The organism is Ruegeria sp. B1, from assembly GCF_056535885.1.
Genome location: NZ_JBQFJA010000001.1, coordinates 936434 through 957918, shown reverse-complemented (window position 1 = coordinate 957918; position 21485 = coordinate 936434). Strand labels below are relative to the sequence as shown.

Here is a 21485-nt window from a genome sequence, read left to right as displayed (position 1 = left end):
GCCGCTTGTTCGAGCCCGGTTTACCCGGTTCGATTCAGGTCGTTGATCAACTGGTTCAGATTGCCCTTGCGCGCATCCAGCATGGCGCCGATCTCGGTCCGCTCCGTCAGCAGCAGGTTAACCCCTTCGATGAACATGTTGTAGAACTTGTCGCGCCCGGATTTGTCCGACACCAGAAAGGTCACATCAAAAGGTGAAGATCCCTGCAGCTTGACCGAGGTTCTGACCTCGTATCCCGCTTTGATCTTGCGTGCGTTTTTGACATTCACCTCACCGCCGATGAACTCGCGGAAGCGGCGCCCGTATTTGCGCGAGATGTAGCGCTGAAAGGCGTCGGTAAACTGTTTCAACTGCGACGGGCTGGCCGTTCGGGCATCGGCACCCAAGGCATACCGCGCCATGATCGGCACATCGGCATATTGGACGAAAATCTTTTCGAAATCGCGCAACATCGCGTTTTCCGATTTGCCCGAGGCAATCACGCGGTTGATGTCTGCAACCACATTGTTGACCAGGGCTGTGGCGCTGGCCTTGCTCAGGGCTATGGCGGGCACAGGCAGCGTTGCTACGGCCAGGCCGGCCAAACCTGAGGCGATAAAATAGCGTCGGTTCAATATGTTATTCGGCATAGGGGTCCTCGTAGGGGTCGAGATAGGGGTCCCTGACCGGGTCGGTCCCGATATCGGCATAAGGATCGGTATACAGTCCCAGATAGGCGTCTTCGTCATCCCTTGCCAGTTCAAAGCGGCGGTTTTGCAGATAGATCAGGCGTGCCTGCGCGTAACTATCTGCGCTTTCATAGAGAATTGAGTCGACCGTATCCGAGAACCGCCCCCTGTCTCCCATACGCCGTACAACTTCGGCATACACCCCCAGATTGTCCGCCGGGCGCGTTGGGCTGAAATTGATCGGGTTCGAGAACAGATTGACCACCACACCCACCGCGTCCCGCGTGGTCGAGGGGCCGTAAAAGGGCAGTTCGACATAGGCGCCTTCGCCAAAACCCCAGACATGCAAGGTCTCACCGAAATCCGTGTCCACGGGGGGCAGATTCAGTTCATCGGCTGGTGCGGAGAGACCAAACCCGCCCACGGTCATATTGACGACAAACCGCAGCAACGCGTTGCCCATTTGTTTGGGGTTGCCCTGCAGCAAATAATCAATGGCCTGACCCGGAAGGGAGATGTTTTCGGCAAAATGATTGAAGCTGGTCACCATCGGATCGGGCACAATCTTGACGTACCCTTTCGAGGCTGGACGGAACAAGAACCGGTCAACGCCCAGATTGAATTTGTGGACCGAGCGGTTGGCACCCTCATAAGGGTCAAAGATTTCGCCCCGGGCTGCCTGATCTGCGGGCTGTGTCGCACAGGCGCTGAGCACCGCCATCAGAGGTAGAAGCAACATGAATTTGAAGTTGGCTCTGCTTAACACGGTCTTTGTTACTCCAAGTCGTCCGGTTGCGATGCGTCCGAACATTCAATCAATACTGCCTTCGACTATGTGTGGCGACACAAGTTTCCGTCACATAGACGTTTCGTAACCACATTGAAACAGCTTGCGTTTAACCCCGTCACCGGGTCGAGGTAAAGTGACACGGTACCCATGGCCCGGAATAAGAGGACTTATGCCCACAATCCGGGCAGTCTAGAAAATATGCGATTCCGCCTTTTCCAAAGCTCGCCGCCCGGTTAGCGTCCGCCCGAGTCAATTTAGGTGAGGACCTTCCTATGAGCATCGCAGCAAAACTGGACAGCCTGGGTGTCACGCTGCCAGACGCCCCGGCACCGGCGGCAAACTATGTGCCTTTTGTGCGCTTGGGCAACATCGTTTACGTCTCGGGCCAGATTTCCAAGGCTGACGATCTGATCACCGGCAAGTTGGGCGACGACATGGATGTCGATGCTGGCGCCGCAGCGGCCAAAGTCTGCGCGATCAATCTGCTGGCACAGGTCAAGGCAGCTTGCGGGGGTGACATCGAGAAACTGGTGCGCGTGATCAAGCTGACAGGTTTCGTAAATTCGACATCGGATTTCACCGCGCAACCGCAAGTGATCAATGGCGCCTCAGATTTTCTTGTCGAAGCTCTGGGCGACGCTGGCCGCCATTCCCGGTCCGCTGTCAGCGCGGCCTCTCTGCCGCTGGGTGTGGCGGTCGAAATCGAGGGTATTTTCGAAGTGCAATGACACCACCCTTGCCCGCAGAATTTCTGCAGATCCCGATTACGCATCGGGCCTTGCATGACATCTCGGATAACCGCCCGGAAAACAGCGGGGCGGCCATTCGCGCCGCAGTCGACGCCGGGTATGGGATTGAGATTGATCTGCAACTCACCTCCGATAACCGAGCCATGGTGTTTCACGACTACGACATGGCCCGCCTGACCGGAAAACCGGGTCCAATCCGGCAGCTCTCGGCGGCACAGGCGTCTGCCACGCCATTGCTGCACGCCCACGATGGTATTCCGACGCTGGGCGAGGTGCTGGAGCTCGTAGAAGGGAAAGTGCCTTTGCTGATCGAATTTAAAGATCAGGACGGAGCTATGGGCACTGATATCGGACCGCTGGAGCAGGATGCCGTGCGCGCGTTGCAGGGTTATAACGGTCCGGTGGCGGTGATGTCGTTCAATCCCAACAGTGTCGCAGAATTGGCGCGGCTGGCGCCAGATCTTCCCCGCGGATTGGTGACCAGCGCGTACAACCCCCTGAATTGGCCTTTGCCTGTTGAGACCTGCGATCGCCTGCGCGAGATTCCGGATTTCGACCGGGTCGGCGCAAGTTTCATCAGCCACGAAGTACATGATCTGAACCGTCCCCGTGTCGCCGAACTCAAGGCTCGCGGAGTGCCGATCCTGTGCTGGACCGTCCGCTCGCCTGAACAAGAGGTAGAGGCACGCAAGACTGCCGACAATGTGACCTTCGAAGGGTATTTGGCCACGCAGCCGGGTTGATCGGGGCCCACCCCGCCACACATAATGGACAGGTGCGGAGGGCAAATGGATCAGGCACAAATCGAAGTTCAGGTTCTGGCAACGCTCTCGCAGATATCTGCTGCGGAATGGGACAGTTGTGCCTGTCCCGAAGCCAGCGACGGCGGTCGGCCCCTTGATCCTTTTACCACCCATCGGTTGCTTTTGGCGCTAGAGGAAAGCGGTTCGGTCGGGCGTGGCACCGGCTGGCAGCCGCAATATCTGACAGCCTACCTCGACGGAATGCTGATCGCGGCTGCGCCTATGTACGCCAAGTCACACAGCCAGGGCGAGTATATCTTTGATCACAACTGGGCCCACGCCTATGAAAGCGCCGGTGGGCGCTACTATCCCAAGCTTCAGATCGCGGTGCCGTTTACGCCTGCAACCGGGCGCAGGTTTCTGGTGCGGCCCGGATATGAAGGGATCGGAATGTCGGCCCTGACTCAGGGCGCCGTGCAATTGGCCGCTGACAATCGCGTCTCGTCCCTGCACGTCACATTCTGCACCGAAGACGAGGCGCTTGCGGGCGAGCAGATGGGTCTGATGCACCGCACCTCGCAACAGTTCCACTGGCTCAACAACAGCTATGCCGATTTTGACGGTTTTCTGGTCGCGCTGTCGTCGCGCAAGCGCAAGAACATACGCAAGGAACGTGCCCAGGCCTGCGACTTTGGTGGCGAAATCCGAACTCTGACCGGGGCGGAATTGCAACCGGAACACTGGGATGCCTTCTGGAGGTTCTATCAGGACACCGGGTCACGCAAATGGGGCGTGCCCTATCTGACTCGCGATTTCTTTGATATCGCGCAGGAGACGATGGCCGATGACATGGCTTTGGTTCTCGCGGAACGTAATGGGTTTCCGATTGCAGGTGCGCTGAACTTCATTGGACGTGAAACGCTCTTTGGCCGCTACTGGGGCTGCGTCGAACATCACCCGTGTCTGCATTTTGAACTGTGTTACTATCGGGCGATTGATTTTGCCATTGCGCACGGTCTCGCCCGTGTTGAAGCCGGCGCACAGGGCGAGCACAAGCTGGCGCGCGGCTATTTGCCCACGCGTACCCACAGTCTGCACTGGATCGGTGATCCGGGATTCGCCGATGCGGTTCAGAAATTTCTGGACGCCGAAGGCCGCGCAGTGGGAGAAGAGATTGAAATCCTGACCGATTATGGTCCATTCAGAAAATCTGACCCGGAGGAACAACAATGACCGAACTCTTGTCGACCGAGACCCGTGGCCCTCTGTTGGATCCGTTGTTCAACAACGGCTGGACCATGGTCGAAGGCCGGGATGCGATCACCAAGACCTTTATCTTCGACAATTTCGTATCGGCCTTTGGCTGGATGACACAGGTGGCGATTTGGGCCGAAAAGTGGAACCACCACCCCGAGTGGTCGAATGTTTACCGCACGGTCGACGTGGTCTTGTCCACCCACGACGTAGGCGGCTTGTCGTCACTGGACGCCAAGCTGGCGCGCAAGATGGACAGCCTTTTGGACTAACCCCTGTCGCCGCGCGATCCCATGCCACCCGCCAGCGATGCTGCAACGCCCATCTGCTCGAACTCAGCAGGGGTCACGGTGCCATCGCTGACATTGATGTTTCGCGGAATGCCAATTGTCCGGTTGCCGATCGAGCGGACGCTACGCGCGACCGGGTTTATATCCAGGCAGCGCGTGTTGTAGCAGGTCAAACCACTGGTATTAATCTGTATCTGTTGCTGCCCGTCAGGGCCTGTCACAATAGGCGCTTGCGGCACATCACATGCCGCAAGAAACGTCAGTGCGCCCACGCCCATCCATTTGTTCATAAGACGCTCCTGTCAGAGTCGGCCTAATCTAGCAGGCCATTGCCGTCCTGATCCGCAGAGTCGAAATCGTCATCCATCTGCGCGTTGTATTCTGCTCTGGAGATAAGGCTGTTGTTGTTGCGGTCAACATCCTGGAATTGCTTGATATCAAGAAAGGGCTTGGCTTCCTCCAGACCCAGCGTTCCGTTCTTGTCCTCATCCATTTCCTGAAAAGCATAGTCTGAAAAGGCGTTGAACTCATCCTTGGACAGAAAGCCATCATTGTTTGCGTCGATGGCGTTCAGTTCGGCCACGGTCTCGGCGCTGGCAGTACTTGCCAGAAGCGCAGCGGCAATCACAAGTAATCCACGTTTCATTCTGGCTCTCCTCAGCATGCGTATCTCTGACCTTCGAATCCACCGGCAGCGGCACCTGCCGCAGTCAGGATGGATTTGCCCGAACCGCCACCAAATTGGTTCCCGATGGCGCCGCCAATCAATGCGCCACCCAAAGTACCACTGAGACAGGCGATTTCATGCTGTCGTGCCGCCTGCTGTTGCGGCGTAGGTGCCGGCCCGCACGCCGCCAGCAAGCAAGCGCCGACAAGTGTTGTTGTGAATGCTCTAAGTTTCATAAAAGAACTCCCTCAATTGTATGCGGTCAGTATTCGCATAACCGGGCAGCCTATCAAGTTAAATAGAGTTCATCTGGCCCCGGACGTGCCGGGGCCAGAGCAACGTCAGATAACGTCAAGCAACCCTTCGCCGGCCGAGGTTTCGCAGGCACCCGGGTTTTCTTCGAGGTTCAACGCAACAACTTTGCCGTCTTCGACCAGCATCGCATACCGCTTGGACCGTGCGATCAGCCCGGCGGGCGGGGCATCAAACTCCATTCCAATGGCTTTGGTGAACTCAGACGCGGCGTCGGCCAGCATTGTCAAACCGGCCCCGGTGGCGCCGGTGGCCTCGCCCCAGGCCTTCATAACAAAAGGATCATTGACCGCGACGCAGATGATCTCGTCCACACCCTTGGCGTCAAACTGGTCTTTGGTGCGCATGAAGCTTGGCACATGTGCCGAATGGCAGGTCGGCGTAAATGCGCCCGGAACAGCAAACACCACCACTTTACGCCCTTTTGTCTTGTCTGAAATCCGAACCTCTTCGGGGCCGTCCGCACCCATCTGGATCAGCGTGGCTTCGGGCAGCGTGTCACCTGTTGAAATCATTGTTTTGCTCCTGTCGATTGGATTTGCAGAGTCAGTCCCAGCCGCAATATAGGTGTGCAGACAAAAGTAACCACGGGAATTCGACAGGGTGGGAGAAACATGAGCCATATTGTCGTGATCGGAGCCGGGCAAGCGGGTGCCTCGCTGGTCGCCAGGTTGCGCAAGGACGGGTTCGAGGGGGACATTACGCTCGTTGGGGCCGAGCCGCACCTGCCCTATCAGCGCCCGCCCTTGTCCAAGGCCTACCTTTTGGGCGAGATGGAGTTGGAGCGTCTGTTTCTGCGACCCGAGAGCTTCTACGCGGAAAACAACATCACATTGCGCCTGGGACAGCCGGTGACTGCGATTGACCCACAGGCCAAGACGGTGACGGTGGGTGACGCGGTGATCTCTTACGATCAACTCGCCCTCACCACAGGCTCGCACCCGCGCCGATTGCCGGCGGCCATCGGCGGCGATTTGGATGGTGTCCATGTGGTGCGCGATCTGGCCCATGTTGATGATATGGAGCCGTATGTGACTGAAGGTGCGCGCGCGCTGATCGTGGGGGGCGGCTATATCGGGCTGGAAGCCGCAGCAGTCTGTGCCAAGCGCGGCGTGAAAGTGACATTGGTTGAAATGGCGGATCGTATTCTGCAACGGGTTGCCGCGCCCGAAACCAGCGATTACTTCCGCGACCTGCACAGTGGCTACGGCGCTGACATCAAGGAAGGTGTTGGGCTGGATCGGTTGAAGGGTGAGAACGGCAAGGTCAGATCCGCACTGCTGACAGATGGCACAGAGCTGGATGTCGATATTGTCATTGTGGGCGTGGGGATCGCGCCCGCGACGGACCTGGCCGAAATGGCGGGGTTGGATCTGGACAACGGCATCAAGACCGATGCCTTTGGGCGGACCTCTGACCCGTCGATCTGGGCAGCAGGCGATTGTGCCTCATTCCCACATGCGGGCGAGCGCATTCGTTTGGAAAGTGTGCCGAATGCCATTGATCAGGCCGAAGTGGTGGCACAAAACATGTTGGGTGCCGCGAAAGAATATGTTGCGACACCGTGGTTCTGGTCGGACCAGTATGACATCAAATTGCAGATTGCCGGGCTGAACACAGGCTATGACCGGGTCGTGACGCGTCAGGGCGCTGGGCAGACCGTGTCTTTCTGGTATTATAAAGGTGATCAGTTGATTGCCGTCGACGCGATGAACGATCCGCGGGCCTACATGGTGGGCAAGCGGCTGATCGAGATGGGCAAGACCGCTGATCCTGCTGTTGTTTCCAACCCGGATGCGGACCTGAAACCGCTGCTCAAGGCGTGAGGATCATCGCTGGGGACTTCCGCGGAAGGGCGCTGGCGTCTGTGGGCAAGGGCGATACCGCTGCCCATCTGCGACCGACAACCGACAGGGTGCGGGAAAGCCTGTTCAACGTTCTGATACATCAGATCGATTTTGATGGCCTGCGGATTTTGGACCTGTTTGCAGGCACCGGCGCACTGGGGCTGGAGGCGCTGTCGCGCGGGGCCGCTCACGTGACTTTTGTGGATGATGGACGCACGGCCCAAAGCCTGATCCGCAAGAACATCGATCTGACCCGCAGCGCCGACCGCACGGGTCTGATCCGGCGCGATGCGACACGGCTGGGCGAAAACCCCGGCGCGCCCTATGACCTGATTTTTCTGGACCCACCCTATGGCAAGGGTCTGGGTCAAAAGGCATTGGCCGCTGCCGTGTCGGGTGGCTGGGTTGCCCAGAACGCTCTGATCGTGTGGGAAGAAAGCGCCCCCATGGCGGCACCGGTCGGGTTCGACCTGCACGATGCCCGAAAATACGGTGATACGCATATCACCTTGATGTGGCGGAGTGTTTCAGACTGAAACACGACGCGCAGGTTGATGCCGGTTGTTGGTTTGCAAGAAAACCTGCCCTCCTGTACGTCACGTGGAAACCGAGCGGGGGTCAGGCATGCACGATCTGGTCATTTTCGATTGTGACGGTGTTTTGGTCGACAGCGAGCCACTGTCAAATCAGGTGATGGTCGAAAACCTTGCGCGGTACGGGCTGAACCTGAGCGTCAAGGACAGTGTCGGGTTGTTCCTTGGCAGCACAATGGAAGGGGTCCGGGACAAGGCGCGATCGTTGGGGGCTGATTTATCGGATGATTGGGTGCAGGAAGTCCATGCTGAGATTTTTGAACGCCTGCGTGAAAACGTGCCCTTGATGCCGGGTGTGCCAGACCTTCTGGATGCACTGGACCGAAGCGGAATCCCCTATTGTATTGCCTCAAACGGCCCGCCGGAAAAAATGGAAATCACTCTGGGCCAGAACGGTTTATGGCCGCGGTTCAAAGACGCCCTGTTTTCTGCCCATTCGTTGGGCACGGCCAAACCCGACCCTCTGATGTTTCTGACGGCGGCAAAACGCTTTGGAGTCACCGCGCCGCTGGTTCTGGAAGACAGCGCAAGCGGGGTAGTGGCAGCAATGCGCGCCAATATGCGATGCCTGGCCTACGCGCCGGATCATGATGGCGTGGAATTGGCCAAGTTGGGGGCTGAAGTGTTCAAGGATATGTCGGAGGTGCCATCGCTTTTGGGAATCTGAGGCTTCCGTGTTAGCCTCGGTGCATGGACCGCGCAATGACACCACCGCTCTGGGCTGTGTCCCGGGATGCTGAAACGGCGACCAGACCGGAGCGCAAGCCAATGCGGTCGTCCGTTTTCATCCACGACGCGGTGACGCCATGGGGACCGGACACGATGCTTCTGAAACTCTGGCGCGAGCAGAGTGCGGATCAGGATGAGTAGGTAGGGTGAAACCTGTTGCCCGGTGACAGGGTGAAAATCTCGACCCCATCCGCCGTCACACCCACAGAATGTTCAAACTGCGCCGACAGGGATTTGTCGCGGGTCACGGCCGTCCAGTCGTCAGCCAGCGTTTTGGTCTCAGGTCGACCGAGGTTGACCATCGGCTCGATGGTAAAGAACATACCCTCTTCCAGAACCGCACCGGTACCCGGACGTCCGTAATGCAGCACGTTGGGCGGTGCGTGGAATACCCGGCCCAGCCCATGGCCGCAGAAGTCGCGTACAACGCTCATCCGGTGCGCTTCGACATAAGCCTGAATCGCGTGACCGATATCGCCAAAGGTGTTGCCCGGTTTGACCACCTCTATGCCCTTGAACAGCGCGTCATGGGTCACCTGAATCAGCCGCTCGGCCTTGCGCGGTAGTTTGCCGGCCACATACATACGCGAGGTGTCACCAAACCAGCCGTCGACGATGACCGTGACGTCGATATTCAGAACATCGCCGTCTTTGAGCTTTTTGTCGCCGGGAATACCGTGACACACGACGTGATTGACGCTGATACAACTGGCGTGCTGATAGCCCTTGTATCCAATGGTTGCCGATTCCGCGCCCGCATCCTCGACCATCCGAGTAATAACCCGGTCGATTTCGCCCGTGGTCTGGCCGGGAAAGACATGGTTCGCGATGTCATCAAGAATCCGCGCGGCCAGAGCCCCTGCCGTGTGCATGCCGGCAAAGTCACCCTTTTCATAGATGCGGATACCGTCCTTGGTCAGACGGCCACGATGGTCTTTCATCGGTGCGGGGCTCCAAATGTTTCGCGCAGCACTCCTTTTACGCTGCTTGCGCAGAAAGTACCAGAGGACGCGGCGTCGCATTGTAAAATCTTTGATCGCCCTAGATATCAAAGTGATAGATCCCCAAGCGTGATTTTAGGTGTGAGTTAACGAGTTCAGGTTTGATCTATTCGATTTCTGGCGACTTGTAGGGCATTGAAAATGGTTAATAAATTTGATCCGCTGAGCGCGGAGCTTTCCGCTATCGGTGACTTGTTAAAAAAAGGCAGATCAGACAGGGCTTATAAGCGGGCTACAAAGGCAGCAAAAAAGTGGCCGAAAACGTCGGCACTGCCCAGACTCGCAGGGTTAAGTGCAGTCCAGCAGCAAAAATTCAAGTTGGCTCAAACAAATTTCGAACGAGCCTGGAGCCTTGATCCGAACAACCCGGAATTGATCCAGAATTACGGCCTGAGTCTGGTGCAGGGTGGCAACTCGGACAAGGCGCTTCGGTTTATCGACCAGATCGGAACCCGGGCACCTTTGACGCCGGCACAACTGTTCATACGAGCAATGGCGCTATTGCGCGAACATCAAATGGATAAGGCGCTTGATGCCGTTGAGAAGCTGTTGAAGGTTCAACCGAAAAACCTGCAGGCCCTGTGCCTGAAAGCGGATATTTTGGATGAGCTGCGTCAGTGGGATAAAGCACTGGATTTGCTGACTGATCTCGTCGCTCACAATCCAAAGTTTCAATATGGGCAATTACGTCTGGCCAAAGCGTATATTGCTTTGGGTCAACTGGATGACGCCTTAACCCATGCCCGCGCCGCGTTTCGTCTTCTGCCAGACCACCCTGAAACACTAGAGTTGATGGCGACCCTCCCGAATTTAGCGGACGATGATCGTTCCAAGCTGAACGGTCAGATAGCGCAGGCCTTAAAAGGTCAGCGCCCTTCCGGCAGGGAAAGCGCGGCGATGGTCCATTTCGCCGCAGCAGCGTTAGCGCGTCAAGCTAAAGACACCCGGAAAGAGTTGGACAACTTGCGAGAGGCACACGGGTTTTTGCGCGAAGGCCTCACGGAGTGGGAGGCACAAAACGACGCGCAGTTTCACAAAGTACTGGCGGCGCCCCTTCCTGTGACTTCCTCTGTGTCGCGCTGGGGGGGATCGGAATTAATTGGAACGGTGAGTACGGTTTAAACTGGAACAGGTGGATGAAGGTCATCGCATGATAGCCTTGTTTTATTGGCGATGCGGGACGGCGCGGCAAAATCGGCCGTTCGGCAAGGATGGCCCGAACTAAACTGGACTATGCCGGATGATGCCGGATGTTTCCAAAAACGGCATTAACTCTCACCACTCACGCATGGATGCGACCACTCTGCCTTCCAATCGGACATCCTCTGGTGCCTCCAAATCCACAATGATCGGTGGGTATCGTGCGTTGGTGCTGATCAGCTGGAGCCTATTACCTGGCAACCGCTGTACGCGTTTAACAAACAGTTGCCCGTCATAATGTACGGCGAACATAAAGCCGTTGCGTGGCTCTTTCTGATCCGTGGCGATCAGGACGAGATCACCATCTGAGAGCTCTGGCTCCATGCTGTCGCCAGTCACGCGGATCACCGACAGATGATCCTCACTTAGCCCGCGCCGCTGAATGGAAGCCCGACTGTAGCTGTAGTAACCGGAGCCGACGTCGGCCTCCACTAGCGAATCGAAGCCAGCGGACGCCTGCGCATCGAAGTGCGGAATGGCGACAAACTCTTCAACACGATCATTGGGTTGAAGTGCCAAAGCTTGGTTCTCATGAGCATTTGCTCCGACACTCTCCGTGATCAATCGGGCGCCTCGCCCGGTTAGAAGCCACGTTGGTGATATGTCCAAATGCTCCGCCATTGCTGCTAAAAGCTCAGCGCTCACCTTCCTGGAGCCCGAGAGATAGTGCTGCATGGTTCGGTAGTTCGCTCCGATCTTATTGGTAAAATCCTGCAAACTCAAACCGCTAGCAGATACGGCCTCTTTTAGTCGCTCATTTATGTCCATTTGTTCTTATGTCGCTTGATTATAGGAGCATTTGGTCTTATTTGTGATATTACAACATACCGACGCACCCCAGCATTGCGAGGACACTATGTCAGCAAGAAGCAAGCCGTTCCAGCCCGGAGCGGTTCTATGTGAGATCATCGTTGGCGCATGTCGCGCCTCAGACCTCGGCGGGCGTGGGAAGCAGAACATCCACACCAGCACCACTCCCGTGGCTACCTGCGGACAATCTGGGGACGACACGGGCCAGGCGCGCCTCAAACGCCGGAAGCGCATGGCACCCCGCGATGCGGTGCTGAGCGAGGGAACGCGTCACGGAACGCGTCCCCGGTGCCGGAGAAGGGGCGGGCGCCCCGAGACGGTGGCGGTGTAAGCCATGGGGCAGGCATCGCGCAAATTCGAACTGGTTGAGGCCAACGCCTCGGGGTTGACCAATCCGCCGCTAGAAGCCGTTGGTCAACCTGTTGGTCAACCATTGGTCAACCACGAAAAATGGTTGCCGATGAATGACCTGGTCGAGTTGTCTGGGGTATCCAAACAGGCGGTCAGCAAAGCCCTGCAGTCGCGCAAGTGGCGCGGTGTCGATCTTCTTGTCAGAGAAGTTGAAATCGGGCGTGGCGGTGCTGGAGGTCGAGCACCTCAAGCGCATGTAGACCACTTACCCGCTGATCTGCGGGAGGCCTGGTATCTGGAGCGTGGCATCGTGCTCCACGCAAAGCCCGATGTGGCGACCGGCGGCACCTGTCTTGTACCGGAGCAGGCCCACCAAACGGATGCACGCTTTGAGGCCGATCTGGCTTTGGCGCGGTGGCGGCAGGAGGTGATCCGCCCGGCCCTGGCCTTTGAGAAGGGCTCACCTGAGCGGGCGGCGGTGATCGAGGGCCTCACCCGGGAACCGCGCCTGTTCCCCAACGGGAAACGCAAGCTGATCTCCAAGCAGACGCTCTATAACTGGCTGCGCGACTATGAGGCCTTTGGTCTAAATGGTCTGGTCCGCAAGCGCCGCGCCGATCACGGCGTCCGGCGCCAGACGGTCACCCGCGCCTGGGATGCGTTTTTTGAGGCGCATATCGATGCGGCCACGCAGGCCGGGATCGGCGCGGACCTGACCACCTATATCCGGTCCCTCTGGGCAGCGGGGGAATGCGGCTGGCGCGCGATCTCGGAGAAATCCACCACCCGCCTGATCGAGATGAGCCGAGACCTGCGGGTCGTGCCCTTCGAGGCGCTGGAGCTGGGCCGGTGCGGCGACACGAATGCCAAAGGCACCCAGTTCGGCCTCTGTAATGTGAACCGCCGCCAGGTGGAGCATCACCGCCAATACGCGCTTCTCGCGATCAAGGACAAAGACAACGCCACCTTCCAGGACAGGTATGTGCCCTCGATCCGGCGGGACTATGCCACGTTGCTGCCACGTCAGATCGTGGTGGGGACGTGCACCCCGTGGATATCATGATGCGCCGCGCCGATGGCACGGTGGTCTATCCCAAGGCGATTGCCTGGTACGACGTAGCTACCAATGAAATCCATATGACGTTCGTGCTTTGCGAGCCCGGTGAAGGCATACGGCGCGAGCATGTGGCCCAGAGCTTTGAGGCGATGGTCGCGGAATGGGGCCTGCCCGAGATGCTCTATCTCGACAACGGGTCCGAGTATTCCTGGGATGCGATGATCGGCGGGTTCACCCAGCTCTCCAGACTGACGCAGGGCGGGCTCAAGGTGTTTGATCTCACCGGTGATCCGAAGGTCGCAGCGCGCGTGGCCGAGGGCCGTGAAGCCGTGGTGCGGTCGATGCCCTACAATGCGAAGGGCAAGCCGGGCATTGAGGGTGCCTTTGGCAACATCGAGCAAGTCTTTTTCGCCACAATCCCAGGCTGGACCGATGGCGACCGCATGAACAAGAAGACCCACGCCAAGGGCAAAGACCCGGTGGCCTTCGATGGCGATGCGAGTGCCTTTCTGGAGACCGCTGGCAAAGCCTTGAGTGGTATCACAAGCGCCCTCAGCATGGGCGGCTTGCAGGCATGAGCCCCAATGAGGCCCTGCGCAATTTCATTGATCAGGGATGGGGCAAGACCACACTCTCGCACCCCGAGGTTCTCGCCCTCGCCTTTGCCGAGGAGGTCGAGCGCATGCCGGATCGCGGGCGGGTGAGCTACACCCCCCGCCGTGGCGAGACGATCTATTTCTACGACGATGCGCTCCTGGGCCTCACCCACAAGATCACCCTCCGGGTGCCCGCCTTCAATCCCGCGTTTGTGTTCTGTTTCGCCAATGGTGAGTTGATCTGCCAGGCCTTCCCGGAGCGCACCTTTGGTGTCCTGGATGATGCAGGCGCTCGGGAGGTCAACCGGCGCGGCAAGGCCTTCCGCCGCCAGATCGCTGAAAAGCGCAAGCATGTGGCCCTGTTGTCGCTGACCGAGGAAACCGAGCGGCACATCGCTCATATGCCCGATGCGCCGGAGGCCCCGGTGGCTGCAGTGGTCGATGCCGGGATCATCGACCGCATGGTGCGCATGGATGCCGAGGCGCGCGCAAAGGCCCTGGCCGAGGCCGCCAATACCGAGCCGCGCAAACCCATTGAACAATGGAAACCGCCGACCCCGAGGTGGTCAGGACTTTCACATATGCGGAGGAAGAGGATTGAGGAGCTTCGTCGAAACGGAGATGGCGGGCCGGGCGCGCATGATGTGCGAAACGGTGATGTCCGTGCCACAATACAGCCGCCTGGGTCAGATCACGGGTGATCCGGGCACCGGCAAGACCTCGGCGACCTACTGGCTGGCCGAGACGCTGGGGGCCATTCGTATCGAGGCCTGGGCAGGCATGAAGGAAAAGACCTGCCTGCAAGAGCTGGCGCATGCCTTTGCCAAGGCCGGATATCCCATCGATGCGAGCGGCACATCCAACACCCTGATCCAGCGCCTCATCCGGCAGGGGACCGAGGGCAAGCTGATCATCGTGGATGAGGCCAATCACCTGCGCTGGCCCACCCTTGAGATGCTGCGCTCGATCTCTGACATCGGCGGCGCGGGGCTGGTGATCGCGGGCACGGACTTGCTGGCCAGAAAGTTCATCCACCCGCAAATCCGGGTGTTCCTGGAGCAGTTCCGCCAGCGGATCGGCACCAAGAAGGTGGTGATGCAGCCGGTGCAGGAGGCGGGCGAGATGGCCGCCTATGTCCTGGCCCCGCGCTTCGGGAGCATCACTCAGAAGAGCGCCACGGCCTTTCTCAGAAAGACGGGGGGCAACTGGCGCTTAGCGATGGCCCTGGCCGATGCCTGCGCCCGCCTCATGGAGAATGAGGGCATCGACAAACTCGATGAGCGCGTGGTCGAGACCGCTGCCGCATGGATGGCGGGAGAGAGTTGAGGATGGCCGTTCCCGAAACCGTCCAGGAGCTGGTCTCCCTTGCCGCGCCCCATGCCCTTGATGGCGCGCCCTTCACCGCTGCGGACCGGCTGCACAAGGCCGCCGATGCTCGCACCGCCCACGCCATCCCTGCGGGGTATCCCAACCCACCGGGCTTGGCACCATTGGCGAGACCAGCACCCTCAGCGCAAGCGCAGGATTGAAGATCACGTTCATGGCATACTCCCATGCTCTAACGCCGGGGCACTCGGATCATGATCAGGCAGCGACCCTCGGTGCTTTCAACTCGTTGTTATTTCTGTCAAATTGGGCGGATTCTGTTGAAGAACTCGGTGCAATTGACTGCCAGATTATCGCTGGAGAACCAGCGCGAGTTGTTTGGTCCGGACGCTGGCCCAGTCGTCTCGCAAATGGGCTGATTTGGCGGGTCAGATCATCCCATGGCCTCCGTTTGGGCGGTCCTGGGCCTGAGCTTGGCGAGCTTTCTGAGGTTCTGTGCGATGGCAGCGAGCAGGAACTCATCTTTTGCCCCGTTCGGGCCGCGCAATCGCAACCTGGTCAGGTTCAGGATGCGTTTCAGATGCGCGAAGAGCATCTCAACTTTCTTCCGTTTGTCACGGCTGACCTTGTAGGCTTTCGTCTTCCGGCTCGATCGCGCGAAGTCCCGGGCGTCCTCGTGCTCTTCCCGGCTGATCGATCTGCAGATCGCATTGGGGCAGCACTTCTCTTTCGATGGGCACCCCTGACAATCGGATTTTAGAGCGCGATACTTTCGGGTGCCGCGGATGTTCTTGTCGCGATTGGGATCGGAGTAATTCCGGCGGAACTGCTTCAATGCGAAACCTTCGGGGCAAATGTATTGGTCGTTGGCCTCGTCGTATTCAAACTCAAAACGGGTCCATGCGCCGTCCTTGCGGTTCGAATGATCGATCACTGGAATGAAGGGGATGATGCCGCGTTTCTTGACCAGCCACCCCAAGTTGTCGCTGGATCCATAGGCCGTGTCCGCGGCAAGCCAATCCGGCCGGATGCCGAAGCGCTGTTCAGTGCGATCCAGCATTGTTTGCGAGGCACCCACCTCGGCCTGTCGGATCGCCCGCGTGGCTTCAACATCCATGATGACTGAGCTTTTTGTGTCGATCAGGTGGTTCGTGGCATAGGCAAAGTAGGGACGACTTTCCTCAGCTCGGGTCCACTGAGCTGCCGGATCCGACTTGGCGACGAACTTAGGTTGTACCGGCGAGGCTGCACCGAAGGCCGCATCGTCTAGCGTTTCAAGGTACTCTCTGGCCGCGCGATTGCCCGCAGCTCGAGCGACGTCTTCGCTCCAGTCCTTAGCCGCAATGGAACGGGCTTTGTTGGCATCCGCCGGTATCAGGCTGGCGTCGACAGCAAAGCCTTCGCCTGACACGAGGTCCTCCTTCAGGCAGCGCTCCACCGTCGCCTCGAAGATATGGCGCAGCATGTCGCTTTCCCGAAGCTTGCCATGGCGGCACCGCGAGAACGATGAATGATCCGGCACCTTGTCCTCCAAACCGAGCCGGCAAAACCAGCGATACGCAAGATTGAGATGCACCTCCTGGCACAGTCGTCGTTCGGACCGAATGCCCATCGCATAACCAATCACCAGCATCCGGACGATCAGCTCGGGATCGATCGAAGGGCGGCCCGTGTGGCTGTAAAAGGGCTTCAGCCTCTCCCGCATGTCGCCCATGTCGAGGAAACGGTCAATCTCTCTCAATACGTGATTAGGCGGCACATGTGCGTCCAAATCGAACTCATAGAACAGCTGCGCTTCAACCTTTTGAATGCCCATCATCGCCCGATCCTCCCAATCTCGATAAATCAAGTGAATCAAACGACTTGCCGCACTGCAACACAGAGTTCTTCAACAGCATGGGCGGACTCCAGTCATTCGCTGCGAACGCGATAGATGGCTTTCCGGCAGCGTAAAGCCGCCATTCGGCAGGATGGCCCGCCGGGGTACCCTGGAAACTGGTTCCCAGTGAAGAAAGCTCTATCCCGCTTTTTCTGCTCGGCATAGGGTTGTGCCGTGGCTAGAAAATAGATTTTAGATTGCGAAACGCAAAATGAAGCTCGATTTTATTGAATTGCGGAACTTCCGAAAACTCAAGTCAACTCGCATCGACCTTGATCAAAAGCGCACTCTGTTCGTCGGCGCGAACAATAGTGGCAATGTCTTGGCCCCCTAAAACTGTGCCACAGTTGGCTTAGTTTTGGAGACGGGATTGATGGCGCGGAAACGGTATTCGGACGAAGATATTCTGCGGCTTTTGCGCGAGATTGAGCTGGGCCTGGCATCTGGTTCGGATGTCGCGACGGCGTGCAGAACGGCTGGTGTCAGTGATGCGACCTATTACACATGGCGCAAGCGGTTTGGTGGGATGGGACGATCTGAGATGGCCAATCTGAAGGCACTGCAGAAAGAGAATGATCGGCTCAAGAAGATCGTGGCCGAGCTTGAACTGGACAAGCTCATTCTCAAGGAGAGCCTTGATTATCTAAAGCCGAAGGCCTGACGGCAGACCAGCTTCGTCAGGCCGTGATGCATACCCGACAAAAGCTGGCAACCTCTGAACGGCGCACCTGTCGCGTGATTGGATTGGCGCGGAGCACGCTGCAATACCGCGCAGCGCCAAAGGATGATGAGGCGTTACGTCTGGCGATGATCCGATTGGCCAAACGGTATGGGCGCTACGGCTACCGCAAGGTCGCCGAGCTGCTGCGTGTCGAAGGCTGGGCAGTCAATCATAAAAAGATCGAACGACTATGGCGCGAAGAAGGCTTGCAGCTCCCACAACGGCACAAGAAACGCAAACGGCTGTACCACAAGGACAGCTCGATCATCCGGCTCCGACCGCAACATCCCAATCACATCTGGAGCATTGACTTTGTCCACGACAAGCTGAGCAACGGACAGAGCTACAAGATGCTGACGGTGCTGGATGAGTATACCCGTGAGGCGCTCTGCGTAGCGGTCAAGCCGAAGATGAACAGCGCAGACGTGCTGGATGCGCTCTACCCACTCTTATTGCGGCACGGGAAGCCCGAACACATCCGTTCCGACAACGGCGCGGAGTTCATCGCAACGGCCCTGCAGACCTGGTTAAGAAAGGTGGGCATTAAGCCGATCCAAATCTACCCGGGATCACCTTGGGAGAATGGATACAACGAGCGCTTCAATGGCACTCTGCGCCGGGAAGTCCTCAACGCAGAATGGTTCCACACCACCAAACAGGCTCAGATCGTCATCAATACCTGGCTTAGACAGTACAATCGTGTCAGACCCCATCAGGCTCTAAACATGCGACCGCCCGTTCCAGAAACCTTGCTCAAAACTGGCCCATAGAATTGGGGCTGGACAGGCGCACCTGTCGCGTGATTGGATTGGCGCGGAGCACGCTGCAATACCGCGCAGCGCCAAAGGATGATGAGGCGTTACGTCTGGCGATGATCCGATTGGCCAAACGGTATGGGCGCTACGGCTACCGCAAGGTCGCCGAGCTGCTGCGTGTCGAAGGCTGGGCAGTCAATCATAAAAAGATCGAACGACTATGGCGCGAAGAAGGCTTGCAGCTCCCACAACGGCACAAGAAACGCAAACGGCTGTACCACAAGGACAGCTCGATCATCCGGCTCCGACCGCAACATCCCAATCACATCTGGAGCATTGACTTTGTCCACGACAAGCTGAGCAACGGACAGAGCTACAAGATGCTGACGGTGCTGGATGAGTATACCCGTGAGGCGCTCTGCGTAGCGGTCAAGCCGAAGATGAACAGCGCAGACGTGCTGGATGCGCTCTACCCACTCTTATTGCGGCACGGGAAGCCCGAACACATCCGTTCCGACAACGGCGCGGAGTTCATCGCAACGGCCCTGCAGACCTGGTTAAGAAAGGTGGGCATTAAGCCGATCCAAATCTACCCGGGATCACCTTGGGAGAATGGATACAACGAGCGCTTCAATGGCACTCTGCGCCGGGAAGTCCTCAACGCAGAATGGTTCCACACCACCAAACAGGCTCAGATCGTCATCAATACCTGGCTTAGACAGTACAATCGTGTCAGACCCCATCAGGCTCTAAACATGCGACCGCCCGTTCCAGAAACCTTGCTCAAAACTGGCCCATAGAATTGGGGCTGGACACGGGCTTTCCGGCGAAGATCTCGAAGCAGAGCTATTTGGGCTTCTAAGAAGTGCAGAAAAAGCGAGCTTCGCGCTCGATTGCCTTCTCGCCTTCGATGAACCCGAAACGCTTCAACTGATCCTCCCCCTCTGAAGTGGTCCGCCGTTATGGTTAAGAAAATGGAGGAACCACATGGCGAACAAGCGACCGAAGCCGGAAGAGATTGTCTCGAAGTTGCGGCAGGTTGAGATATTGATGGGGCAAGGCATGTCCCGTCTGGATGCGATCCGGCAGATTGGTGTTGTTGAACAGACCTATTATCGCTGGAGGAAGAAGTACGGCGGAATGGGTACGGATCAATTGAAGGAACTTAAGCGCCTTCAAAAAGAGAATGAGCGTCTTCGAAAGGCCGTCTCGGATCTTACCCTGGACAAACTGATCCTGACGGAGGCGGCCAAGGGAAACTACTGAGCCCCGCCCGTCGCCGTGCCTGCATCAACCATGTGCGCCACAAACTGCGTGTCTCAGAACGCCGGGCGTGTCGCGTCCTGAAACAGCACCGATCCACACAGCGAAAGCTGCCGAAAGGTCGAACTGACGAGAAGCGCCTGGTGGCGGACATGATAGAATTGGCCCGCCAGTATGGCCGCTACGGTTATCGCCGGATCGCGGCTTTGCTGAGAGATGCGGGCTGGCAGGTGAATGACAAGCGCGTCGAGAGGCTTTGGCGTCGGGAGGGGCTGAAAGTGCCAATGAAACAACCAAAGAAGGGGCGGCTCTGGTTAAATGATGGATCGTGTGTTCGGCTGCGGCCGGAGCATCGAAACCACGTCTGGAGCTATGACTTCGTGCATTGTCGAACGGATGACGGAAAGGCATTCCGCACGCTCAACGTCATTGATGAGTACAGCCGGGAGTGCTTGGCGATCCGTGTGGACCGCAAGCTGAACTCCAGCGATGTCATCGACGTGCTGAGTGACCTGTTCATCATGCGCGGTGTGCCAAGCTACATTCGCTCCGACAATGGCCCTGAGTTCATTGCCGTGGCGGTGCAAGACTGGATCAATGCAGTTGGAGCAAAGACCGCATACATCGAGCCAGGCAGCCCATGGGAGAACGGTTACTGTGAAAGTTTCAATGCGCGGTTCAGAGATGAGTTCCTGAATGGAGAAGTCTTCTACTGTCTAAGAGAAGCGCAGATTTTGATCGAAGAATGGAGGAAACACTACAACACAAAACGCCCTCACAGTGCTCTGGGATATAAACCGCCGGCCCCGGAAACCATCGTTCAAATGGACCAAAGGCCGGTCATGCACTAACAATCAAATTGGACCACACAAATGGGGCTGATCAATAGCTTCGGAGTGTTCTTTGAGATTTCCTGCGGCGTGGTGGTAACTAAGACATTTGTGGCGGCGACAATCCTGCCGAATTGCTCACACTAAGGAGCGCGGATGTCTGCTAAGTGGATATCTTAGTTTAAGACCCAAATGTCCGCTATCGTCACCACACAACTCGTCTCCGGTCGGTTTAATAGGGCAGCTGAACCACCGCTTCAATCTCGATTTCCAGTTTGCACGGCACACAATCTGGAGTAGTATGCATATAGACACTTCATCTAGGGATTGATTGCACAGTTTAATACGCGAGAAAACAATATGCCACTTTCGATAATAGGGTCAGGCTTCGGTAGAACCGGCACGATGTCTTTGAAAGCCGCGTTGAACAAACTCGGCGTTGGGCCTTGTCATCATATGGACGAAGTCATCGCAAACCCCGACCAGCTTCCAGTTTGGCGGCAAGCGGTGAGAGGAGATGATGTCGACTGGTCAGTGGCGTTTGATGGATATAGCAGTGCTGTCGATTGGCCTGCGGCACATTATTGGGAGCAATTGGCTGACGCATTCCCTGAGGCTAAGATCATTCATACAACGCGCGCACCGGAACAGTGGTGGACAAGCTTTTCATCGACTGTGGGCAAGGTCATTGGTATGAAAGGTACATCAGACGGAACGGAGCAAATTCGCACTGTGCCTGAATTGATCAACGAGATGATCGCGAAGCAGACCTTTGGATCATCTCACGATGACAAATCCGCAGCGTTGCAGGCCTTCGAAAAGCGTGAAGCGGACGTGCGATGCTATCCAGCCCAAGAGAGGGTTCTCATTTTCGACGTGACTGAGGGCTGGAAACCGCTTTGCGCATTTCTGGACGTACCCATCCCTAATGAACCTTTTCCGCATAACAACAGCAGGGAGGACTTTTGGGCGCTCATGAAGTCAAAGTTGGGCTAAGGAGTTTCTTGGATGAAGCCGCAGCGTCTTTTGCCTGCATGATCCGCTGGGTGATCGG

Annotated in this window: 28 protein-coding genes and 1 pseudogene; 19 read left to right on the top strand and 10 right to left on the bottom strand. The window is 57.5% G+C overall.

Translation table 11 applies throughout. The features are described from left to right. Positions 1–20: 20 nt before the first annotated feature. The gene (locus ACR3ES_RS04580; protein ID WP_170428239.1) at positions 21–629 is read right to left on the bottom strand and encodes a Tgt2/MlaC family protein; all 609 of its coding nucleotides are present in this window, start codon (positions 627–629) and stop codon (positions 21–23) included. Beyond that, a complete protein-coding gene (locus ACR3ES_RS04575) occupies positions 619–1407 on the bottom strand; it encodes an MlaA family lipoprotein (RefSeq protein ID WP_170429649.1) in 789 nt (262 codons plus the stop codon). Before ACR3ES_RS04575 ends, ACR3ES_RS04580 begins: the two co-directional genes overlap by 11 nt. Positions 1408–1730: 323 nt before the next feature. Between ACR3ES_RS04575 and ACR3ES_RS04570 the strand changes: the two genes are divergently transcribed. From ACR3ES_RS04570 to ACR3ES_RS04555, 4 genes are read left to right on the top strand one after another with little or no spacing between them, the layout of a single operon-like run. Further along, a complete protein-coding gene (locus tag ACR3ES_RS04570; RefSeq protein ID WP_170428242.1) occupies positions 1731–2186 on the top strand; it encodes a RidA family protein in 456 nt (151 codons plus the stop codon). Next, positions 2183–2950 (top strand): glycerophosphodiester phosphodiesterase family protein, encoded by a 768-nt coding sequence (locus ACR3ES_RS04565; protein WP_480424928.1) that lies wholly within the window; start codon positions 2183–2185, stop codon positions 2948–2950. Before ACR3ES_RS04570 ends, ACR3ES_RS04565 begins: the two co-directional genes overlap by 4 nt. Before the next feature lie 45 nt (positions 2951–2995). Beyond that, positions 2996–4183 (top strand): GNAT family N-acetyltransferase, encoded by a 1188-nt coding sequence (locus ACR3ES_RS04560; protein ID WP_170428248.1) that lies wholly within the window; start codon positions 2996–2998, stop codon positions 4181–4183. Then, positions 4180–4476: a 4a-hydroxytetrahydrobiopterin dehydratase gene (locus ACR3ES_RS04555; protein ID WP_170428251.1), complete on the top strand. Its 297-nt coding sequence runs from the start codon at positions 4180–4182 to the stop codon at positions 4474–4476. The genes ACR3ES_RS04560 and ACR3ES_RS04555 overlap by 4 nt, the downstream gene beginning before the upstream one ends. Here ACR3ES_RS04555 and ACR3ES_RS04550 read toward each other — a convergent pair. From ACR3ES_RS04550 to ACR3ES_RS04535, 4 genes are all read right to left on the bottom strand, one after another. Further along, positions 4473–4784 (bottom strand): hypothetical protein, encoded by a 312-nt coding sequence (locus ACR3ES_RS04550; protein WP_170428254.1) that lies wholly within the window; start codon positions 4782–4784, stop codon positions 4473–4475. The genes ACR3ES_RS04555 and ACR3ES_RS04550 overlap by 4 nt on opposite strands. A gap of 23 nt (positions 4785–4807) precedes the next feature. Next, complete coding sequence (locus ACR3ES_RS04545; protein ID WP_170428257.1) at positions 4808–5140, bottom strand: CREC-EF hand family protein; 333 nt, start codon at positions 5138–5140, stop codon at positions 4808–4810. 11 nt (positions 5141–5151) lie between these two features. Then, positions 5152–5397 (bottom strand): glycine zipper 2TM domain-containing protein, encoded by a 246-nt coding sequence (locus ACR3ES_RS04540; RefSeq protein ID WP_170428260.1) that lies wholly within the window; start codon positions 5395–5397, stop codon positions 5152–5154. A gap of 105 nt (positions 5398–5502) precedes the next feature. Continuing rightward, positions 5503–5988 (bottom strand): peroxiredoxin family protein, encoded by a 486-nt coding sequence (locus ACR3ES_RS04535; protein ID WP_170428262.1) that lies wholly within the window; start codon positions 5986–5988, stop codon positions 5503–5505. A 99-nt stretch (positions 5989–6087) separates the two neighbouring features. Here ACR3ES_RS04535 and ACR3ES_RS04530 point away from each other — a divergent pair, with 99 nt between their 5' ends. The 4 genes from ACR3ES_RS04530 (at position 6088) to ACR3ES_RS04515 (ending at position 8783) form a co-directional block, all read left to right on the top strand. Further along, positions 6088–7299, top strand: a complete 1212-nt coding sequence (locus ACR3ES_RS04530; protein WP_170428265.1) for an FAD-dependent oxidoreductase — start codon at positions 6088–6090, stop codon at positions 7297–7299. Then, on the top strand, positions 7296–7856 hold the full coding sequence (gene rsmD / locus ACR3ES_RS04525; protein WP_170428268.1) for a 16S rRNA (guanine(966)-N(2))-methyltransferase RsmD: 561 nt from the start codon (positions 7296–7298) through the stop codon (positions 7854–7856). Before ACR3ES_RS04530 ends, rsmD begins: the two co-directional genes overlap by 4 nt. An 88-nt stretch (positions 7857–7944) precedes the next feature. Continuing rightward, on the top strand, positions 7945–8580 hold the full coding sequence (locus tag ACR3ES_RS04520) for an HAD family hydrolase (protein WP_170428270.1): 636 nt from the start codon (positions 7945–7947) through the stop codon (positions 8578–8580). Positions 8581–8615: 35 nt separating this feature from the next. Beyond that, a complete protein-coding gene (locus ACR3ES_RS04515; protein WP_480424927.1) occupies positions 8616–8783 on the top strand; it encodes a hypothetical protein in 168 nt (55 codons plus the stop codon). Here ACR3ES_RS04515 and map read toward each other — a convergent pair. Further along, entirely contained in the window at positions 8771–9583 is an 813-nt protein-coding gene (gene map / locus ACR3ES_RS04510; RefSeq protein WP_170428276.1) for a type I methionyl aminopeptidase, read from the bottom strand. The genes ACR3ES_RS04515 and map overlap by 13 nt on opposite strands. 201 nt (positions 9584–9784) lie before the next feature. On the opposite strand from map, the gene ACR3ES_RS04505 reads away from it, so the two are divergent. After that, the gene (locus tag ACR3ES_RS04505) at positions 9785–10765 is read left to right on the top strand and encodes a tetratricopeptide repeat protein (RefSeq protein ID WP_480424925.1); all 981 of its coding nucleotides are present in this window, start codon (positions 9785–9787) and stop codon (positions 10763–10765) included. 153 nt (positions 10766–10918) lie between these two features. Here ACR3ES_RS04505 and ACR3ES_RS04500 read toward each other — a convergent pair whose 3' ends face one another. Next, the gene (locus ACR3ES_RS04500) at positions 10919–11518 is read right to left on the bottom strand and encodes a S24 family peptidase (protein ID WP_480492774.1); all 600 of its coding nucleotides are present in this window, start codon (positions 11516–11518) and stop codon (positions 10919–10921) included. 253 nt (positions 11519–11771) lie between these two features. After that, complete coding sequence (locus ACR3ES_RS04495) at positions 11772–11927, bottom strand: hypothetical protein (protein ID WP_480424923.1); 156 nt, start codon at positions 11925–11927, stop codon at positions 11772–11774. A 60-nt stretch (positions 11928–11987) separates the two neighbouring features. Between ACR3ES_RS04495 and ACR3ES_RS04490 the strand changes: the two genes are divergently transcribed. From ACR3ES_RS04490 to ACR3ES_RS04470, 5 genes are read left to right on the top strand one after another with little or no spacing between them, the layout of a single operon-like run. Next, positions 11988–13067: a helix-turn-helix domain-containing protein gene (locus ACR3ES_RS04490; protein ID WP_480493450.1), complete on the top strand. Its 1080-nt coding sequence runs from the start codon at positions 11988–11990 to the stop codon at positions 13065–13067. Further along, entirely contained in the window at positions 13067–13639 is a 573-nt protein-coding gene (locus ACR3ES_RS04485; protein WP_480634695.1) for a hypothetical protein, read from the top strand. The genes ACR3ES_RS04490 and ACR3ES_RS04485 overlap by 1 nt, the downstream gene beginning before the upstream one ends. After that, complete coding sequence (locus ACR3ES_RS04480) at positions 13636–14358, top strand: hypothetical protein (protein ID WP_480634694.1); 723 nt, start codon at positions 13636–13638, stop codon at positions 14356–14358. The genes ACR3ES_RS04485 and ACR3ES_RS04480 overlap by 4 nt, the downstream gene beginning before the upstream one ends. Then, on the top strand, positions 14315–14983 hold the full coding sequence (locus tag ACR3ES_RS04475; RefSeq protein ID WP_480423910.1) for an AAA family ATPase: 669 nt from the start codon (positions 14315–14317) through the stop codon (positions 14981–14983). Before ACR3ES_RS04480 ends, ACR3ES_RS04475 begins: the two co-directional genes overlap by 44 nt. A gap of 2 nt (positions 14984–14985) precedes the next feature. Continuing rightward, positions 14986–15186, top strand: coding sequence for a hypothetical protein (locus ACR3ES_RS04470; RefSeq protein ID WP_480423912.1), 201 nt, complete (start codon positions 14986–14988; stop codon positions 15184–15186). Positions 15187–15416: 230 nt separating this feature from the next. On the opposite strand, the gene ACR3ES_RS04465 is transcribed toward ACR3ES_RS04470, so the two are convergent. Beyond that, positions 15417–16802: an IS1182 family transposase gene (locus ACR3ES_RS04465; protein WP_480424921.1), complete on the bottom strand. Its 1386-nt coding sequence runs from the start codon at positions 16800–16802 to the stop codon at positions 15417–15419. 271 nt (positions 16803–17073) lie between these two features. Here ACR3ES_RS04465 and ACR3ES_RS04460 point away from each other — a divergent pair, with 271 nt between their 5' ends. The 5 genes and pseudogenes from ACR3ES_RS04460 (at position 17074) to ACR3ES_RS04440 (ending at position 21427) form a co-directional block, all read left to right on the top strand. Next, positions 17074–17196: an AAA family ATPase gene (locus ACR3ES_RS04460; protein WP_480424919.1), complete on the top strand. Its 123-nt coding sequence runs from the start codon at positions 17074–17076 to the stop codon at positions 17194–17196. Between the two features lie 39 nt (positions 17197–17235). Then, positions 17236–18353: pseudogene (locus ACR3ES_RS04455) on the top strand (IS3 family transposase). 2 nt (positions 18354–18355) lie between these two features. Next, positions 18356–19138, top strand: a complete 783-nt coding sequence (locus tag ACR3ES_RS04450) for an IS3 family transposase (protein ID WP_480424918.1) — start codon at positions 18356–18358, stop codon at positions 19136–19138. Between the two features lie 187 nt (positions 19139–19325). Continuing rightward, positions 19326–20452 (top strand): IS3 family transposase gene (locus ACR3ES_RS04445; protein ID WP_480424917.1). Its coding sequence is split into 2 segments (ribosomal slippage): positions 19326–19590 and positions 19590–20452, totalling 1128 coding nucleotides; the frame shifts between segments, so codons are not numbered across the junction. A 339-nt stretch (positions 20453–20791) separates the two neighbouring features. Beyond that, on the top strand, positions 20792–21427 hold the full coding sequence (locus ACR3ES_RS04440; RefSeq protein ID WP_480424916.1) for a sulfotransferase family protein: 636 nt from the start codon (positions 20792–20794) through the stop codon (positions 21425–21427). The last annotated feature ends 58 nt before the right edge of the window (positions 21428–21485 follow it).

Bases quoted from the DNA above. Each gene is read 5' to 3' on its own strand.
- ACR3ES_RS04580 (WP_170428239.1), bottom strand. From the start codon at position 629: ATGCCGAATAACATATTGAACCGACGCTATTTTATCGCCTCAGGTTTG.
- ACR3ES_RS04575 (WP_170429649.1), bottom strand. From the start codon at position 1,407: ATGTTGCTTCTACCTCTGATGGCGGTGCTCAGCGCCTGTGCGACACAG.
- ACR3ES_RS04570 (WP_170428242.1), top strand. From the start codon at position 1,731: ATGAGCATCGCAGCAAAACTGGACAGCCTGGGTGTCACGCTGCCAGAC.
- ACR3ES_RS04565 (WP_480424928.1), top strand. From the start codon at position 2,183: ATGACACCACCCTTGCCCGCAGAATTTCTGCAGATCCCGATTACGCAT.
- ACR3ES_RS04560 (WP_170428248.1), top strand. From the start codon at position 2,996: ATGGATCAGGCACAAATCGAAGTTCAGGTTCTGGCAACGCTCTCGCAG.
- ACR3ES_RS04555 (WP_170428251.1), top strand. From the start codon at position 4,180: ATGACCGAACTCTTGTCGACCGAGACCCGTGGCCCTCTGTTGGATCCG.
- ACR3ES_RS04550 (WP_170428254.1), bottom strand. From the start codon at position 4,784: ATGAACAAATGGATGGGCGTGGGCGCACTGACGTTTCTTGCGGCATGT.
- ACR3ES_RS04545 (WP_170428257.1), bottom strand. From the start codon at position 5,140: ATGAAACGTGGATTACTTGTGATTGCCGCTGCGCTTCTGGCAAGTACT.
- ACR3ES_RS04540 (WP_170428260.1), bottom strand. From the start codon at position 5,397: ATGAAACTTAGAGCATTCACAACAACACTTGTCGGCGCTTGCTTGCTG.
- ACR3ES_RS04535 (WP_170428262.1), bottom strand. From the start codon at position 5,988: ATGATTTCAACAGGTGACACGCTGCCCGAAGCCACGCTGATCCAGATG.
- ACR3ES_RS04530 (WP_170428265.1), top strand. From the start codon at position 6,088: ATGAGCCATATTGTCGTGATCGGAGCCGGGCAAGCGGGTGCCTCGCTG.
- ACR3ES_RS04520 (WP_170428270.1), top strand. From the start codon at position 7,945: ATGCACGATCTGGTCATTTTCGATTGTGACGGTGTTTTGGTCGACAGC.
- ACR3ES_RS04515 (WP_480424927.1), top strand. From the start codon at position 8,616: ATGACACCACCGCTCTGGGCTGTGTCCCGGGATGCTGAAACGGCGACC.
- map (WP_170428276.1), bottom strand. From the start codon at position 9,583: ATGAAAGACCATCGTGGCCGTCTGACCAAGGACGGTATCCGCATCTAT.
- ACR3ES_RS04505 (WP_480424925.1), top strand. From the start codon at position 9,785: ATGGTTAATAAATTTGATCCGCTGAGCGCGGAGCTTTCCGCTATCGGT.
- ACR3ES_RS04500 (WP_480492774.1), bottom strand. From the start codon at position 11,518: ATGCAGCACTATCTCTCGGGCTCCAGGAAGGTGAGCGCTGAGCTTTTA.
- ACR3ES_RS04490 (WP_480493450.1), top strand. From the start codon at position 11,988: ATGGGGCAGGCATCGCGCAAATTCGAACTGGTTGAGGCCAACGCCTCG.
- ACR3ES_RS04485 (WP_480634695.1), top strand. From the start codon at position 13,067: ATGCGCCGCGCCGATGGCACGGTGGTCTATCCCAAGGCGATTGCCTGG.
- ACR3ES_RS04480 (WP_480634694.1), top strand. From the start codon at position 13,636: ATGAGCCCCAATGAGGCCCTGCGCAATTTCATTGATCAGGGATGGGGC.
- ACR3ES_RS04475 (WP_480423910.1), top strand. From the start codon at position 14,315: ATGTCCGTGCCACAATACAGCCGCCTGGGTCAGATCACGGGTGATCCG.
- ACR3ES_RS04470 (WP_480423912.1), top strand. From the start codon at position 14,986: ATGGCCGTTCCCGAAACCGTCCAGGAGCTGGTCTCCCTTGCCGCGCCC.
- ACR3ES_RS04465 (WP_480424921.1), bottom strand. From the start codon at position 16,802: ATGATGGGCATTCAAAAGGTTGAAGCGCAGCTGTTCTATGAGTTCGAT.
- ACR3ES_RS04460 (WP_480424919.1), top strand. From the start codon at position 17,074: ATGAAGCTCGATTTTATTGAATTGCGGAACTTCCGAAAACTCAAGTCA.
- ACR3ES_RS04440 (WP_480424916.1), top strand. From the start codon at position 20,792: ATGCCACTTTCGATAATAGGGTCAGGCTTCGGTAGAACCGGCACGATG.